Raw genomic sequence first — 17,083 nt, 5'->3', positions numbered from 1 at the left:
AATGCTATATAGTTGGAGATTCTGGTAAAAATGATATGATGCTGGCAAAAAATGCCGATATGAAAAGTGTATTAGTCTTGACTGGTGTGGGAATCGAAAGCTTGAGCAAAAAGAGACACTTATGGAGCAAAGCGAAACCGACTCATATTGCAGAGGATTGTTTAGATGCTGTAGATAAAATAGTTTCCTATTCATAGTAACCTTATGAAAAAGGAAGGAACATTATAGTCAAACAATCGATAAAAAATTTAAATGAAAGGAAGAGATAGATGAATAACTTGAAGTACCGACCAACAAATTATGTAAAGGGAAAATGGCTTATTTTTATCTTTTCTATTCTTTTATTTTTAACGGCTTGTCAACAGAAAGAAGCTTCCTCCCAAATGGAAGTAGCCGAAGAAGTGCCAGAAAAAAGCCAAGTTATTGAAAATGAATATGCTTTTAGCAAACTTTTTGGATACATACGTTTTTTTCACCCAAGTGATGAAGCAAGCCAAGTGAATTGGAATGATTTTGCTGTTTATGGAGCAGATGAAGTCCTTGGTGCAACAAATAATGAAGAATTAAGAGAAACACTAGAACAATTGTATCTACCAATTGCTCCAACTGCAGTTTTTTATAATCCTTCTTCAGAGGACATCCCATCAATCGATTCTCCCGTAAGCGAACGTATTGCATGGCAACACAAAGGGTTAGGAATAGAAGATTTGATGCCCTCCATTTACAACAGTGAACGAGTGCATGCGAAAGTAGATAATGACGAACAAATATTAAGCGATAATGCCTTATTTGAGGAATATCCCGCAGAAAATGATGTAATGAATGTTCAGTTAACAGATGAACTGGCTGTTGTTGTTCCTTTGACACTGGGAATCGAAAGAATAGAAGGAGAAGCGATAAACAACATTGCGCTTGAAGACATGCGGACGATTGGATCTACCGAAGAAAGCCGGAAAGCTTTTTCTCGTCTGGAAAGTGAGCTGTCTCTTCTCTCAGAAAACCTAGAGGATAAACACGTTCAATTTGCTGCAACAACTATCACGTGGAATAATTTACAGCATTTCTCTCCAAACTCCCATGTAGTTGATACAAAATGGGAAGAACTACTCATGCCAACACTCGATGAAACTTATGAAGCTGATTCAAAAGAAGGGTATATGAATGTCTTAATGAGTTTGCTGGAAAAAACGGGAGACGGTCATGCCAACATTAGTGATACTCGTTTTCCACATACGAATTCATTTGTTTTAGAGCCAGGAGAGATATGGCCATTTCAAGCAGATGTGGTAAATGGGGAAGTTATTGTGACTGCAACGGATGCTGAGTCGCAACTTGAAGAAGGAGATCAGTTACTTACCATTGGGAGTACAGATGTAAACAGTTGGATAGAAGAGATCCAAGAAACCATTCCAGGGTCATCCCAATTAAAAGAATATCGCGCTCTTCAATACATTCGTGAGTTACCTGGAGAAAAAGTGACAATTGAACGGGACGGAACCGAACACACTTATACAGACGTTGAAAAGAGTAGAACATCAATAGATGAATTTTACCGTGAAGAACCCATAAAAGAATTGGAAGAAAACATTTGGTATGTAAATCTTAATCAACCAGTTTTAGATGAATTAAATGAAAACTTAACAACCTTACAAGCTGCAGAAGGGATTATCTTTGATTTACGCGGTTATCCGTATTCCTTTGCTGAAGCACAAGAAGTAATCCAGTTATTGACGGATGAACCATTAATAGGCCCAATATTCCGCTTTCATGCAGCAATTTATCCAGATAGAGAATCACCTATTTTAATTGATGAGCCAACTGGATTTGAAGCCAGTGAAAGAAAGTTGGACAGCGAAATCGTCTTCTTAAGTTATTCTGGGTCAATGAGTATGCCGGAATATTTCTTGAAATACGTCAAAAATAATCAATTAGGAACTATCATAGGTGAGCCAACAGCTGGATCGGACGGCAATATGTATACGTACTCTATTCCTGGAAGATTATTCGGCGGAATTACGATGGTCGAAGTCCTCAATCTTGACGAGTCACAAACCCATTTAGTTGGAGTAGAGCCGGATATTTACGTTAACAGAACTCGAGAAGGCGTTAAAAAGGGGGAAGATGAATTTATTAGTGAAGCTATTGAGTATATTCATTCAAAACGTAGTATCCCCAAGCAATAGTGTATGGAAATGGAATTACTAAGGGCTTTTTAGTTCTACAAAAGGACTATCAAAATTATAAACTACCAGTCTAGTAGTGAAAATGTATTTTATCTATCATTGAAAACTGTATCGGTACAAAAAGCTGACAGCTTGTTTCCAAATCATATTTAAGAAGGTAGAAGAAATGTTGCTAAAGATATGAATTATTAAACCGAATAAAGAAATTAACACTCTAAAAATTGATTGGAGAAAAGCATGAAACTAATCAAAAAAAGCTTATTTGCACTCGTTGTTCTATGCCTAATGATAGCTGCCTTTTTTGGCATACTATTGTTTCTTGATTCGGAGCAAGGACTTGCAGCAGTTGGAGTAGCGCTTTTACTAGCAGGTGCTGTTATCTTTTTTTCTGTAGTAGGAATTTTTCAACCACGCTGGTATCCAGTTAAAAGTCGCACTTCTAATAGCTTAGCAATTATCGCCACTTTAGTCTTTTCTGTAACAACACTCATACTAGCAGGGTTAAATATGGGATTATACCAAGTGGAAGAGTACATCACAGAAGGCAAGACATTGAGTGTACAACAAAAACTTACCTACTATAAGCAATTTACTGGTACAGAAGCCGAAGAGACCGTAAATTTGGAAGAACTCTCTAGACAAGAAATAGGAACTCTGACATTTTACTATGAAGAAGGCGAAGAAATACAAGAAACTATTGATCAAGCAGTAGAAGTTATCCAACAAAACCAGACAGAACTACAAAATTTTGTAGGGGGTGAAGCGCAAAAGCCAGTTGGTGTAGTCTTTTATTCAGCAACAGATCAAGCATTCCAAACCGAGGATACTGGTTGGGGCAAAGATGGCTTTTACTCAACTGATACTCATCTCATTCATCTGCCTCTTCCTTTAGATAAAACTGTTTTAATCCATGAGTACACACATCATTTGATTCAAACAGTGAAAGAGGAACAACAGATATTTCCTCTAGCCATACCCGTTTGGCTGGAGGAAGGTACTGCTTCTTACTTGGCTGAAAAGAACCATGAAATACTGAGCGAATTCATTTCTCAAACAGAATACATCAGTTTCCGAGAACTCGAAAGTCAAGGTGGGTGGGAAAGTTACCAGAGAGACGCTTATGATCCCTACTTCCAAAGCAGAGGTTTTGTTCAGTATTTGGTGCAAAAAGAAGGAGAGAATATCATTCAGCGGATGTTTCGGAATATCAGTACATCTTCCTCATTCGATGAAGCCTTGCAACAGGAAACCGGGAAAAACTTAGAAGAATATGAAGAAGCTTTTTTCAACGATTTTAAACTCCTTCCGACGTTGATGAAAAAAGCCGATGCACAAGATATTCAAGAGAGGAATTCAGAAAAAGCAGCAGAAACTTTGCTAACTGTAATGGAAATTGTGCCTAATATGGAGTTAGACGCTCACAGGCTGGCCCAATATTATATGTTACTAGGGAATTACGAATTGGCAGTCGAATACCGGGAAAAGAATATTCAATATCAGGAGGCTTCTACAGGCATTCCTTCTTCTGCTAGTTATATTTATTTAGCGCACAGTCTGCTTTATACCGATATAGATGGTGCAGTTGAAGCGGCAGAAAGAAGTGTGGCTTACGCAGAAGATGGTTATTCAGAGGAATTTAATCAACAAGTGCTCAATGAATTGTTATTCCTACAAGAAAGTATAGAGTACAGCAATCCCTATAAAGGATACCTGGCTATTTTACAAGGTGAGTATATGAGAAACTCTACAATTACGACTCGTGAAAAAAGAAATCTCATTAATATGGCTTTGGAAAAGTATCCGCATATAGAATCTGTTGAAAAAGAAGAGCTAATTGCACTGAAGCATCAATTAGAATAGCAAGTACATTAATATGATGGTAAGTGTCTTGTTGAAGATTTGTTCCTGCAGTTGAATCAGAGAATGAAAAAAGCTTAGTAAGGTCAACTAAATAGAATCCCAGAAAGATACTTGAATGAGACAACAAGTATTCTTCTGAAATTCTATTGTTTGCTCTTAAAGAGCGAGTTAAATTAGTAAGAGTCTGTATGTAACATCTTTATTTTTAGAGGAGGGGAACTGTGTACGTTATACCAGTTGCCGTCTTTCTTTTAAATACTGGTTCAATCTTTTCTTGAGAAAATCCCGTTCTTGATCATTGAAGGACTCATTTAAAGGAAAATAAACAAACAGCCCGGTATGGTTCAAAATACGGTGCTGAAGAAATAAATTAAAACGAATGGCAGCAGTAAAGACCTTTTTGTTTTTCGTCAATGGTTTACGAGTTTTCAAGAGGATTTCTTTAACAAAAGGAGCAAATGAAAGAATAAGAATATAACCATCCTTAAAAGGAACAGTATAGACAATGTCTTGTTCAGCATAAGTTACTTGAATTGAGGTTCTTTTACCTGGATGCTGAACAGTTAGATTAAAGTGGTGATTTTCCGGGTCTACGTCAACTGCCATAATGGTTTCCAGATTGATAATTTCTTTAGAAGGATACTTTAGTGCACGTTCATTCATCACCCAGACCACGTAAAAAAAGATAAAACGGAAGATGAAGTAGATAAGTAGGAGAGCAGTAAAAATAGTCAGCAAAGAAGAAGTGAACGAGGACAAGGTTTCAGAGGTTAAATGAAAAAAAGGCCGGACAGTTTCATAAATAGATTCATAGGTTTTGATGGTGTCCATTGCAACGATCAATAGTAAAAACAGTCGATACGACAAATAAGCCATCAGCAAAGAAAATGCTCCAGCCATCCATGTTTTAATATGTAGCCAAGGTTTACTTGGTCGGACAAGCTTAGCTAACTCTTTGCGGGTGTTCTTGTCTAGTCGATAAGTAATATTATGATGGTTCATGGTTGTCCTTCTTTCTTATTTTCTAAAAGAGATACAGTAAAATAGCCGCTATAGTACCAATTATCAAAAGTTAAAGTGATATTCTAACTTTTGGAGGTCTGTATATTCCACTGCTTTTAAAGGTGGAATCAAAGTAGTAATATTTATTAAAATGTTTTTTTGAAAAAATTAATTTTGAGTTTTTTTAATTTAGAAACATCGTGAGACAAAGTATAAATACCCATTAATTCGATAGCAAATCCAATCCCATAACATAATCCGTACAAAAAGTCCGGAATATTTAATGCATAATGGTTAAAGATCAACATTGTCCCAATGACAAAAGAACCAATACTTATCATAATAGAACCATAAAGTTTGTTTAGTTTTTTCACGAAACTACCTCCTAACAAGATTAATATTGAATATTTTGTGATTTAAAGAATACATTAGAATAATTATAGCATAAAAATTATCGGTAAATGTATTTCAGTCATGTCTATCTTTTTCTGTAAAACACCCTACATTATTTTTAGCACCTTTAGTTGTTCTCAAACTGAGTAGACTTTTCTGAAGAGCTCAGCTACGCTTCATATTGCATACTGATCAGTCAGTATCATGCTAATCAAATAATTTGCTGAATCCATGTTATTTATAGTAGAAATGGGATTCTCTGTAAAGAATTCTTATAAACAGTTAAAGTAAAATATGTCTGTTAAAAGGAGTTTTTTTTTCTGGAAAAGATATCACTATATTTAGTTCAAGATCAAAAGGAATTATCAAAGATTCTTGATATTCAAAAAAAGGCATTTAAAGAGCTATATTTGAAGTATAGAGACATAGAAATATCCCCTTATAAAGAATCTATTGAGGATATTGAAAAAAGATTTGCTATGGATGGTAGTCTCTATTATTTTATTGAAGTAGGCTCTACTATAATTGGCTTTATTAGAATTGTAACTAATCCCAATGAAACAAAAGCAAGAATCTCACCACTTGCTATTTTACCTGAATTTGAAAATAAAGGTTATGGTAAACAGGCAATGACTGAAATTGAAAACTTGTTTCCCGGTATAAAGGAGTGGAATTTAGATACTATAAAAGAAGAAATCAAGTTGATTAGGTTTTATTTGAATTTAGGCTATGTAGATTTGAAAAAAGTAGAAAGAATGAACGAGAATATGCATATATCATTTTTTAGAAAAATTTTTGAATAGTAAAGTTTAACTAACAAACAAAAAAGTATATAGGAGAGTGAAAATATGGAAGCAATATTAGTTATTGACGTTCAAAATGCTATTGTAGATTTTAAAGATTTTCAGGAAGATAGATTAAATCTAAAACAAGAAAAGACTTTTAAAAAACTTTTAAAAGATGTATAATTAATTATATAAAGGAGAGGGTTTAAATGGGCATGAGAATACTAGATATCCCAACATCTTCTATTTCTGAAGTGAAACGGGCACCTATGGACATCTTTCAAAAAGCTGATAAAGAAGCTGCAGGTGTTTATATCTTTAATCGAGAAAAAGTAGCAGGAGTTATGCTGACACAAAAACAATATGAAACACTAAATAAAGAGGTTGATGAGTTATACGATCAAATTGCTGATTTAATCGCTGAAAAAAGATTGCTGAATGAGAAAGTAGCTCTCTATTCTGATAGTGAAGTTCGTGGAGCAATCGCAGCTGAAATACCTGCTATCGATGAAGAAGATGGGTGGGAGTAACATTTGTATCAGATAGAATGGACAGAATACTCAAGAGATGATTATGATAAGCTTGATGGAAGCCAAAAGATTTTTGTTGATAAAAAGCTCTTAATCGCATTAAAATGTATGGTATGGATGCTGGACAACCGTTACACGGCGCTCTAGCTAAATGTAATAAATTGGAAATAAAAAAATGGGAGTTAGAGTTATTTTTATAGAGTTTCAAGGTAAAATGGAAGTAGTTCAAGTAGTTGTCATTGGAAGAAGAGATAAAAATCCGTCTATAAAACTGCTGAAAGTCGTATAAACCAATTAAAATAAGACCTCTAACACAATAATAAAAAGTGTTAGAGGTCTTATTTAGTTGAAACACATAATTTTATGCACTTTTTATTAGATAACGATACGTAAAGTTAATTTTGTTATAGACATTCAAAATTAGGATGAACCATAGTATCATGGTAAAAATTAGAGTGTAAGGGTTTTACAGTTATGTTAAAATAAAATAACAAGTGAAAAAAAGAAATCATTTTTAGCGCAAGAATAAAAATGAATTTTACATAAACGAATAGGTGGTTGACTCATGAAAAAAATAATCAACTCAGTTACTAGATTTATTTTAACCATCATGTTTTTCTACCATATTAATCAGGTGGTAAGCTTTTACTTTGATTCTATGATACCAACTCCTGAAGAAATGAGAGGCGCGATTTTAATTTACTTTGTAATTTTTATAGTGGAAATCGTATTAGCTAATTTATTTACCTACTTTGTGTTTCGAGTGGCAAAGAGTGAAGCTGAATAAAAGAATAGTAGTTTTTAAAGCTAATGTAAAAAGGAACTTTATAGAGAATTTCAAAAGCGTACCTAAATATGCGGCATTTTATAATATTACAAATACAATAGACAATACATTTTTGAAACTGAAATCAATTGTATGTCACCTATAGTTGCTGCAGTTCATAAAAATAATCTCTCGAGAATCCTTTATCATATAAAAGGAACGATACACTAAGACTCGATTTACTTTGTCATTAGTTAGAATGGAATCTAAAAAGAACCAAAAATGATACCCACATCCTACATAAAATCTTAATACAGAGTAAATATTCATCGAGGAGGATTTAAGATGAAACTTTTGAAATTTAGTGATCTCATTTTTTATATTGCTCTGACTAGTCTAGTCGTCTATGATTTCTTTCCGGATGCTATTTTGCCAAATATAGTTCCTGGAAAATGGATCTTTTGGCTCATAATAGGTTTAATTATACTTTCGTTAATTTTTAAATATTTACATGATCCAGATAAAAAAGAGTCAACAGCCGAACAAATTTTTGTATTGCTTTACTTTCTTAGCCTAATCGTGGTACTCACGCTTTTAGGAGGCACTTCTACTTCAGGTCTAGGTCTGAATGATATAGGAGTTTGGATAGCTACTGTTATTGCAATTTGGAAAATAGTTACTAGTATTCGAAAGCGAAAAACCGATACAGCGTAAAGGTTGTACAGAAATACATAATGAGAAAGCAGTTAAAATATGGACTATTACGATCAACATATGCACACTCATTTTTCATTTGATTCAAAAGAAAAGTTCGAAAATTACCTTGAATTATCTAACAAGTTTGTAGTAACGACGGAACATTTAGATTTTCATAATCCAATAACTATTTTTCAACATAATTACCCAAATTATTCTGCTTATAGTAAAAAAATCGAAGAATTGAACCTGCGCTATAACGATCGGCTCTTAAAAGGAATTGAAGTTGGCTATACCCAAGCAGATAGTGAATCCATTAAAGAACACTTATCTTCTCAAGAATATGACCTTGTATTGCTGAGTGTGCATCAAAACGGGAAGTATGATTTTATGGAAGACGCTGTCTTAGACTATTCCTTAGAGGACACGATGGAAGAATATTTTCAATTGATGTTAACAGCTGTCGAAGATTTCTCTCAGGCCAATGTGTTGGCTCATTTTGAATATGGTTTAAGACGGTATGATGTAACTGTAGACGATTTAAGAAAAGTCGAACCATTGTTGAAGAAAATATTCAAGAAAGCTATTGAAAATAATCTAGCTTTTGAACTGAATGGAAAGAGTATGTTCAAATACAACAATACTCATTTGTATGAATATGGGATTGATTTGTACAAGTCATTAGGCGGAAAATACTTTACAGTTGAATCAGATGCGCATGTAGCACAATATTATGAGTACCATTTTAAAGAAATATTTGAAGTATTGAAGCAGCATGGTATTGAACAGTTAACCGTTTATCAAAAAGACAAACCCATTTTAGTAAAACGACCTTAGTACAGTCAGGAGAATGCAAATGGAAGAATTATTACAGCGGTTAGCTCATCAGATTAACCATACAGATAAAAAGACCCTTATTCGTATATCAGGACATGGGGCTTCCGGAAAGACAACCTTTGCAAATAAATTAATCAGTTTGGTAGATGCTAAAGTGAACTACATCAATACTGACCCTTACATCATTACTGAAGTCAGAAAATATACTACGATAAATTATGCATATCATCACCAGCAATATACGTATAAAATGACGGCTTGCCATCCAACTGCTCATAATGTATTAGCGTTGGAAAGAGACATCAATATGATTCAACAAGGATTAGATTTTTATACGATTGGAACTCATTACATAGAAAGTACTTTAGTGTCTGCGAAGAACCAAGTTACCATTGTAGAAGGAATGAGTGCAGCATTTTTAAAGCCATATTTATTTGATTTATCCGTCTATCTCTACACAGATGCTGAAACGGAGCTTATAAGAAGAGGGGTTCGGGATGTTTCTGAAAGAGGCGCTACTATGAATCGCTTGAATGATTCGCACAAACAGCGAAGGATTCAATATGAGTTGTTTATGCATCCATATCATGAACAATTTGACATTGTGGTAAAAAATTCTAATGATGCCTGTACGATAGAAAAATACGACTATCAGTAGCTGTTAAGGAGCAAAGAATATGCATTCTAAATTAATTATCATACGCGGAAATTCCGGAAGTGGGAAAACAACTATCGCGAAGAATCTGCAAACTCATTTAGGACCAGGAACGCTGGTAATTTCTCAAGACGTTATCCGTCGAGATATGTTAAAGGTTGCAGATCGAGAAGGAAATCTCTCAATCGATTTGATTCGTCAAATAGCAGAATTCGGCAAAAGCAAGTGTGAATTTGTGATTGTAGAAGGAATTCTGGATAAAGGCCGCTACGGAGATATGTTGCGCGGACTGATCCGGTTTTATGATCAACAGGCAGCTATCTTTTATTTTGATCTGCCATTTGAAGAAACGGTCAAACGGCATCTCAATCGTCCCAAAAATTTAGAGTTTGGAGAGGATTCCTTACGTGCATGGTGGATGCCGCGGGATTTTCTTGAAGAAGACAACGAAATCATATTGACTAGTGAGATGACGCAAGAAGATGTCTTAGAAATAATTTTAAGTCAGATACAGTGAACTAAAAAGGGGAAGTGTCAGATGATTGAATTCGTGCCTATCAACGAGGAGAATTTTAAAGATGTGATCAATCTAGAAGTTGCAGAGAGTCAAAGTCGTTTTGTTGCTCCTAATGTTCGTTCATTGGCGGAGTGTTATTTGTACCGCAATAACAATGATGTTTTTCCTTATGCCATACAAGATAGAGAAAAAGTCGTAGGTTTTCTATTGTTGGATACCGACGAAAATGAAAACGAAATCATGATTTGGCGAATGATGATTGGAAAACAATATCAAGGTAAAGGCTACGGACGAGAAACGATAAAAAAAGTCGTTCAAATGAGCAAAGAGCAAAATAAATACACTATTTTAATTGCAGATTACATTAAAGGGAACGAGGTAATGGGAGAATTATTGCGTTCAGAAGGGTTTAAAGACCATTCTTTCAATAAAGAAGATAACGAATATGTTTTGCATTACGAACTAAAGGACAATGCAGTTAAACTATAAGCATTCGAAATTCTATGATTATTGTCAAAAGTATATACAAAAAATATTGAGGCGGTTGGAGTATGAAAGCATTATTAGTCATTGATGTTCAAAATGTAATTGTGGAATTTAAGGATTTTCAGGAAGAATTGAATAACATAGAGGGAATTATTCAGGATTTTAAAACAGAAGGTGCTCCTGTAATTTTTATACGAAACATAGAAGATGATGAAACTAGTTCTTTCTATAAAGAGGCTCCAAGCTCAGAATTGCATCATTCCTTAAAAAAGTATGTAGACATAATTATTGAAAAGAAGACACCTAGTGCTTTTTTCCAAACTGAACTCAGTGATCGATTAGAACAACTAGGAGTTGATCATCTTTTTATCACGGGATTCAATACGGAGTTTTGTTGTCAGTTTACTGCAATAGCAGCCTATGACAGGGGTTATAAGGTCACCTTTATTGAAGATGCAACAGGGACAGTGAATGACGAAGTTACCTATGAGATGAACGGCTTGGATGTAAGAGATTTCGTAGGATCTGTGTTGCATTGGTCGAATGTTATTGAAGTATTAGATGTAGAAGAATACAGCGAAAAATATCAAACAAGCACTAGTTAACTATTTTATGATAGAGAGAATGAGGGATTAATTTATGCAAGCAAAAGAACTATGGAGCCATTTTGTTGCGGCTCATCCTGAACACGAGAATGCACGTTATGAGGCATGGAGTTTTGGAGTTGATCCAGCTGACTTGGCAGAACTGACTTTACAAGGCTTTAAAACGGCTACTACATCAGGGCATGAATTATATGAAATAGATAATGAAGCATTGCCAACGGAAAATGAGTTTAACGTCATTTTAGATGGCAGTGATCATGCGATTTGCATTACTAAAACAACGAAAGTTTACGTGACGCCTTTTAATGAAGTTTCAGAGCAACATGCTTTCAAAGAAGGTGAAGGCGATCGCACTTTAACTTATTGGAGAAGAATCCACACAGATTTCTTTTTAGAAGAATACGGCAACAATAATCTGGTATTTGATGACGAAGCTTTGGTAGTATGTGAAGAATTTAAAGTTGTTTATAAAGCTGAAAAGGTTAGTTAATTAAATTTGATAAGAGGAGTGGGAACATGTCAGTGACTATTAAACGCAAGACGGGTACTTTAGGTATGGGGGCGAAATTCTCAGTGAAAGTGAATGGAGAAAAGGTCACAACAATTGCTCATGAAGAAGCCATAGAACTGGATATTAAAGACGAGAATGCGTCATTAAGAGTGTCTCAATTTGGGTCGCACAGCAATCAAATCCAAGTGAAAGATGGGGACGTAGTGGAAGTCACCACAACCCGATTGGCTTATCTGGCATTTCTTATCCCTTTTATTTTTATTATTGTCAGCAATATTATAGAAAATGTCTATTATGCAACAAATACTTTTGTACTGATGGTGTTATTGATGTTAGTCATCTTATTTACGTTTAATTGTTATCGTTTAAAGGTAATTAATCGTAAGACTACCCGTCAGTCTTTCTAAAGCGAAATGAAGTCTTCGGTGGATTAGGATCACTGGTACCAAATAGATGAAAAGATATCTCTCGATTAAGTTTATGTGCTATGATCACAGGAACATTGGTATTTTTATTGAACGCAGCAATAGCTGGACTGTGTATCTAAACTATAAAAACGTCAAATCTATTCGTTAATAGGTTTGGCTTTTTTGTATGGTAATATTGATAGTATAGATGGATGATTATATACATATCCAGAAAGTATTCGTATAAAAAGGAATGATCAGCAAAAAATGTTGTACATATTTACAAAAAAACAGAGAGTAACTTTTTAAACAGCTTCAATTATTGTCAGCTTGTTTAGTTTAGCATGGGATGTTACAGAAACAAGTGCCGTAAGTATATTGTTGCTTATCCTAGCTATCATCAGTATAATCAGCCAAATTATATTGATAAAAACGAGGCGTTACAAAATTTAGAATATAGGAGGTTTAGTATGTGGTATGAAGAAATAGTTGATCAGTTAGAAGAATTACGGGATCCGGTTCGTGCAGTTCAAATGGAAGCTTATATGCGGAATCAATTTCCGTTTTTAGGGATTGCTGCTGCACCACGAAAAGCCGTTTACCAAAAAGAGTTTCGACAAGCTTTAAAAGAAAAGAAAATCGACTTTGATTTCGTAGAATTTTGCTTTTCAAAAGCAGAAAGAGAATTCCATTATGCTGGGGTTGATTACTTATTAATCATTCAATCGATTTTGATACCTCAGCATTTGCCAAAAATCAAGGAATACATTCAAACGAAGTCATGGTGGGACACCGTGGATGGACTTGATGGAGTAGTAGGGTCTCTAGTACTGCGCTATCCAGAATTAAAAGAAACAATGACTGAGTGGAGCTTGGAAGACAATATATGGATACGCAGAGTGGCTATTGATCATCAACTCCTCTTCAAAGAAAAAACAGATACAGACTTATTGGCTGCCATTATTAAAAATAACTTAAATGATACCGAGTTCTTCATCAATAAAGCGATTGGATGGAGCCTGCGCGACTATAGCAAGACTAACCCTGATTGGGTAGGGCAATTTATTCAAGAAAATCGTTCATCTATGGCTACATTGAGCATTCGTGAAGGCAGCAAGTATATAGGATAAAAATTAGGTGTCTGCTCCAAATAGAAGAAAAGCTATTTGTCAATTAGATCGATGCGCCAGGAATACCGGAATATTGATAGCTCTAGTGATTTGAAGTTAACTTATGCAGAAGCTGATCTGTTAATGTAACAAGTTTGACTGTTGATTCAGTACTGTTCGGTAATTGTTGAAGTAGAAACCAGCTACTCTCAAAAAAATATTTGTAAATAATTTAAGTATTTCAGGAAGCTAAAATTATACATAAAAACCTATGATACACTTAAACTAATTAAATTTGTTATTTTAAAAAGGAGGCGGAAATTATGTTAGAAGTAGTATTTAGCGAAAGTGAAAAAGGTGGGATTCTGCAAGCAAAAGCGATTCATGGAGATTCAAAAGAAATAGTAAATATTGGTTTCTTTCTCGCAATGGGTGATATAACAGGAGCGATTAATGGCAAAGAGCGCCAAGATGTTTATGATCAAACACTTGGAAGACATTCCTCTGATAGTAATAAAGAGTACTTTTTTGCTGAGCAAAAGAATGATATGGACATTTTACTATCAGCTGCAAAAGCTGGAGAAACTATACGGATTTGGAAAAGCCATGTGCCTTATTCAATGTGCGGATTTTACTATATTTGCAATCTTTTGAAAGAGATAGATTGTCCAATAAACACAGTCATTCTACCTGAGTATATACATGATACTGATCAAACAGTAACGTCATATAATAATTGGGGTGAAATCGAACCTGAAAAAATTTATGGTTTAATGACGTTTGAAAAATCACTTTCAGCTTTAGAAAAAAGAGCAGCCAGTGACTGTTGGGAAGCACTGAAAAAAGAAAATGCTCTACTTCGAGCAATCGTAAACGGAAAGGTAATTTCTGTACCGGAGCATTTTTATGATTTTATTATCTTTCAAAACCTTCCCAATACTGAATTTAGGCAAGGAGAACTGATAGCTAAATTAATGACGGAATATGATTTAAATGTAACAGATAGTTGGTATGCATTACGTATTGATAAACTGATTCAGGAAGATAAGCTGACAATTATAAAAAATAGTGAAAATATTCACGAAAGAATTCTTAAAAGGACCGATTAATACAATAATATGAGTTCTAATATAATCAACAAAAAGGAGTGAATCCTCATGAGTGATAGAGATCAGCAGATCAGACAAAATAAAAACAGCACTATTAGCAGCTCTATGAATGCACGGGTAAATACAGGTCAGAATCATACTGGAGGCAGCACGAATAACTCTGATGAGAGAGTAGAGGAACATAGTTCATTTCTTAAAATATTTCTTTTTTATGTGTTAACAGGGGTTTTCGCTGCTTTATATATATTATTTGGGTTATGGGCTTTCCAAGATTATTTTTATAATGAAGGACTAAATGAAATCCTACCTTCACTAGCGTTGCTAATTTTCTCACTAGTTTTAGGAAGTTTAAGCTCAAAAGTTATTTTAAAGATATTCAGCAAATCTAAATAGCTAATAGATACCACAACTATAAAATGTAAGATTGTTGCATTAGGTATGAGGATAAAATTCTCAGTTAATCAGTTAAAGTGAATGGAGAAAAGAACACAAAAAATAGTTATGAAAAAATCATAGAGTTGGATATTAAAGATGATAATTCGTTATTGAGAGTATCACAATTTGTGTCGTGAAGTAATAAAATCGAAGTGAAAGACGTAGATATAGTAGAAATTATAACAACAAAATACCTTTACATTGCAATGATTATATTTATTGTTTTCATGAAGATTATATAAATTAAAACAAAGAAATGAGTTGAAAATATCAATATAAATTTAGATTTAGGAACCCTTTGGGAAATGTTGTCAGCGATGGGAACAGTAGGAGCGGTCGTTGTTTCATTATGGCTTGCTAGAGACGCGAGAAAAACAAGGTTATACCTAGATTGTGCAATGACGGATGAAGAACAAGATCAAGAATGGGTTCATGTTATCGAAATTAAGAATGTAGGAAATACTTCTACTCAAATTATTTCTGAAGGTATCACTCCTTTTAAGATAAAAAGATTTCATGAATCATTTATGAGTAGTACCTACATAGGGGGTGATCCTCAAGGTTACTTAATTGGAGTTGATTCTGGTAAAAAAATGCGAATTATCATTGATAATGTTAAATTCAAGAAAGTATGGAAAAAATGTTATGCTAAATTTAAGAAGAAAAAGTTCTATATATATGTAAGTGATCACACGGGAAGAGCTCATTACCAGACAATATATTATACTTTAGAGGATATTGATGAGATTTGATATGAAATCAAAGACAGTTAAAAAAACTGAGTTTAGTTAAGGTACCCCTTGAAATGAAATCGCTTTTTTAGTGTTATGATATACTTATTATTTAATTAGGAGGACTAAAAGTATGGAGCAAATGTCATTTGAATCACCAACAGATTATTATGATGAAAGGATTGTAACGATAGATGAACAAATTTGTCAATTAATCAATCAACGGAAAGAGTTATCAAATAATAATCCTGGATTTCCGACTAAACAATATATTGCAGACTGGTCAAAAAAGTACCATTTTTATGAAAGCTTTCTAGATAGCGTTTTTGCAAATTTCTTTTACGAAGATGTGCATAAACCAGTTGTAGAACCAAAAGGTTTTCGTAAAAATGTCCCGATTTTAAAGTCTTTTGAAAGAGAAGACGATTTTTACTCAATAACTTTCATGCGTCAGTATGAGAATGCAAGTATTGTCCATTTAAATATTGATGGCAACTCTACTAATGACATCTCCGAATGGCAACAGCGAGAAGATAGCCATTTTGAACTTTCAATTAAAGGAGCAGACGTTCAGTATGATTGTCGAAACGAAGGAGGTGGAGGTTCTATGGGGAATCAAACCTTTAGATTCCTTGTATCTCCTGCGTTACCTGATGATACATCTAAATATAAATTAGTCTTTAAAGAATATAAAGCGCCATTTCAAAAGGAAACTGGTTTTGAATTTGTTGTATAAACGGAAAGTAAATTCATTATCCTAAAATTCTTATTCGACTAAAGGTACTTTAGTTGAATAAGAAACAGATCAAAGTCGATTGAAAGAATCGACTTTTTTTGTTGGTCAATTCATATATTGATGGACTTTATTGTCCAAGCTTTAACATAGTCCACTTTAAGCATTAACAACAGTGACCAAAAATTGATACAATTTAATACATATTTAGGTGCTTTTCGATAAAATAAAAAAGCGATCTTGTTCTTATGCATTTAAAAAGTATAAGAACAAGATCGCTTTTATTTTCTATCGTTTATAGACCAACTGTAAGAGAAGAACCTATTTGACTATATTTTATCATTCCTCCATAAATAGATTAAGTACAAAGAAATACTGATAAAAAAGACAGAGTAGAAGACTCTTAAATCGTAGTAAGTGTAATTGATTCCAAATCCATTCGCAAATAAATATAAATATAGAATTACACCGAATAATAAAAGAATCGGGTAGACCTTTTTCTTTTTACGGCTCAATTTTAATCAGCCTCTCTCATAAAAAGTTTTTTTAAGTCTTCTGATTTATATTCATTATACTTTAAATATTATGCATTTATTAAACTATATTGTTAAAGTCTAAAAAATTGAATCCTTGTTTTTATTAACCTATTTACTTTAAAATTCAAAGGTAGTCAAGTTTATATCTTAGCTATATGTGTTTTGGGAAAGATAATTACAATAAAATAAGTATGCTA

21 protein-coding genes are annotated in these 17,083 nt (G+C 33.8%); 19 read left to right on the top strand and 2 right to left on the bottom strand.

The features are described 5' to 3' along the window. Positions 1-8: 8 nt before the first annotated feature. The 3 genes from ACEN4L_RS09470 (at position 9) to ACEN4L_RS09460 (ending at position 4,043) form a co-directional block, all read left to right on the top strand. Positions 9-197 (top strand): HAD hydrolase-like protein, encoded by a 189-nt coding sequence (locus ACEN4L_RS09470; protein WP_407096834.1) that lies wholly within the window; start codon positions 9-11, stop codon positions 195-197. A gap of 72 nt (positions 198-269) precedes the next feature. After that, on the top strand, positions 270-2,183 hold the full coding sequence (locus tag ACEN4L_RS09465; protein WP_407096797.1) for a S41 family peptidase: 1,914 nt from the start codon (positions 270-272) through the stop codon (positions 2,181-2,183). Between the two features lie 237 nt (positions 2,184-2,420). Next, a complete protein-coding gene (locus ACEN4L_RS09460) occupies positions 2,421-4,043 on the top strand; it encodes a peptidase MA family metallohydrolase (protein WP_407096798.1) in 1,623 nt (540 codons plus the stop codon). A 228-nt stretch (positions 4,044-4,271) separates the two neighbouring features. Here ACEN4L_RS09460 and ACEN4L_RS09455 read toward each other — a convergent pair whose 3' ends face one another. Together ACEN4L_RS09455 and ACEN4L_RS09450 are read right to left on the bottom strand one after the other, a co-directional pair. Next, on the bottom strand, positions 4,272-5,045 hold the full coding sequence (locus ACEN4L_RS09455; protein ID WP_407096799.1) for a hypothetical protein: 774 nt from the start codon (positions 5,043-5,045) through the stop codon (positions 4,272-4,274). Between the two features lie 146 nt (positions 5,046-5,191). Next, positions 5,192-5,419 carry a hypothetical protein gene (locus tag ACEN4L_RS09450; RefSeq protein ID WP_407096800.1) on the bottom strand — a complete coding sequence of 76 codons (228 nt, stop codon included), beginning with the start codon at positions 5,417-5,419 and terminating at the stop codon, positions 5,192-5,194. A 429-nt stretch (positions 5,420-5,848) separates the two neighbouring features. Between ACEN4L_RS09450 and ACEN4L_RS09445 the strand changes: the two genes are divergently transcribed. The 16 genes from ACEN4L_RS09445 (at position 5,849) to ACEN4L_RS09370 (ending at position 16,353) form a co-directional block, all read left to right on the top strand. Next, a complete protein-coding gene (locus tag ACEN4L_RS09445) occupies positions 5,849-6,241 on the top strand; it encodes a GNAT family N-acetyltransferase (protein WP_407096801.1) in 393 nt (130 codons plus the stop codon). A 191-nt stretch (positions 6,242-6,432) separates the two neighbouring features. Beyond that, a complete protein-coding gene (locus tag ACEN4L_RS09440) occupies positions 6,433-6,753 on the top strand; it encodes a type II toxin-antitoxin system Phd/YefM family antitoxin (RefSeq protein ID WP_407096802.1) in 321 nt (106 codons plus the stop codon). Between the two features lie 565 nt (positions 6,754-7,318). Further along, a complete protein-coding gene (locus ACEN4L_RS09435) occupies positions 7,319-7,540 on the top strand; it encodes a hypothetical protein (RefSeq protein WP_407096803.1) in 222 nt (73 codons plus the stop codon). A 324-nt stretch (positions 7,541-7,864) separates the two neighbouring features. Next, positions 7,865-8,233 carry a hypothetical protein gene (locus tag ACEN4L_RS09430; protein WP_407096804.1) on the top strand — a complete coding sequence of 123 codons (369 nt, stop codon included), beginning with the start codon at positions 7,865-7,867 and terminating at the stop codon, positions 8,231-8,233. A gap of 39 nt (positions 8,234-8,272) precedes the next feature. Then, the gene (locus ACEN4L_RS09425) at positions 8,273-9,052 is read left to right on the top strand and encodes a PHP domain-containing protein (protein ID WP_407096805.1); all 780 of its coding nucleotides are present in this window, start codon (positions 8,273-8,275) and stop codon (positions 9,050-9,052) included. A gap of 19 nt (positions 9,053-9,071) precedes the next feature. Next, the gene (locus ACEN4L_RS09420; RefSeq protein WP_407096806.1) at positions 9,072-9,710 is read left to right on the top strand and encodes a uridine kinase; all 639 of its coding nucleotides are present in this window, start codon (positions 9,072-9,074) and stop codon (positions 9,708-9,710) included. Between the two features lie 19 nt (positions 9,711-9,729). After that, a complete protein-coding gene (locus ACEN4L_RS09415; RefSeq protein ID WP_407096807.1) occupies positions 9,730-10,224 on the top strand; it encodes a kinase in 495 nt (164 codons plus the stop codon). A 21-nt stretch (positions 10,225-10,245) separates the two neighbouring features. Next, positions 10,246-10,713 carry a GNAT family N-acetyltransferase gene (locus ACEN4L_RS09410; protein WP_407096808.1) on the top strand — a complete coding sequence of 156 codons (468 nt, stop codon included), beginning with the start codon at positions 10,246-10,248 and terminating at the stop codon, positions 10,711-10,713. 62 nt (positions 10,714-10,775) lie between these two features. Further along, entirely contained in the window at positions 10,776-11,315 is a 540-nt protein-coding gene (locus ACEN4L_RS09405; RefSeq protein WP_407096809.1) for a cysteine hydrolase family protein, read from the top strand. Between the two features lie 34 nt (positions 11,316-11,349). Next, on the top strand, positions 11,350-11,805 hold the full coding sequence (locus ACEN4L_RS09400; RefSeq protein ID WP_407096810.1) for an ASCH domain-containing protein: 456 nt from the start codon (positions 11,350-11,352) through the stop codon (positions 11,803-11,805). 26 nt (positions 11,806-11,831) lie between these two features. Then, positions 11,832-12,233 carry a hypothetical protein gene (locus ACEN4L_RS09395; RefSeq protein WP_407096811.1) on the top strand — a complete coding sequence of 134 codons (402 nt, stop codon included), beginning with the start codon at positions 11,832-11,834 and terminating at the stop codon, positions 12,231-12,233. A gap of 470 nt (positions 12,234-12,703) precedes the next feature. Next, positions 12,704-13,363 (top strand): DNA alkylation repair protein, encoded by a 660-nt coding sequence (locus tag ACEN4L_RS09390; protein ID WP_407096812.1) that lies wholly within the window; start codon positions 12,704-12,706, stop codon positions 13,361-13,363. 302 nt (positions 13,364-13,665) lie between these two features. After that, entirely contained in the window at positions 13,666-14,451 is a 786-nt protein-coding gene (locus tag ACEN4L_RS09385; protein ID WP_407096813.1) for a DUF3658 domain-containing protein, read from the top strand. Between the two features lie 48 nt (positions 14,452-14,499). After that, the gene (locus tag ACEN4L_RS09380) at positions 14,500-14,844 is read left to right on the top strand and encodes a hypothetical protein (protein ID WP_407096814.1); all 345 of its coding nucleotides are present in this window, start codon (positions 14,500-14,502) and stop codon (positions 14,842-14,844) included. Positions 14,845-15,203: 359 nt separating this feature from the next. Next, a complete protein-coding gene (locus tag ACEN4L_RS09375) occupies positions 15,204-15,638 on the top strand; it encodes a hypothetical protein (protein ID WP_407096815.1) in 435 nt (144 codons plus the stop codon). 112 nt (positions 15,639-15,750) lie between these two features. Then, positions 15,751-16,353 carry a hypothetical protein gene (locus tag ACEN4L_RS09370; protein ID WP_407096816.1) on the top strand — a complete coding sequence of 201 codons (603 nt, stop codon included), beginning with the start codon at positions 15,751-15,753 and terminating at the stop codon, positions 16,351-16,353. The last annotated feature ends 730 nt before the right edge of the window (positions 16,354-17,083 follow it).

Source organism: Desemzia sp. FAM 23988, assembly GCF_045528365.1.
GTDB lineage: Bacteria > Bacillota > Bacilli > Lactobacillales > Carnobacteriaceae > Desemzia.
Note: the sequence above shows the minus strand (reverse complement) of the source record. Positions and strands in the feature narration are given on the sequence as shown.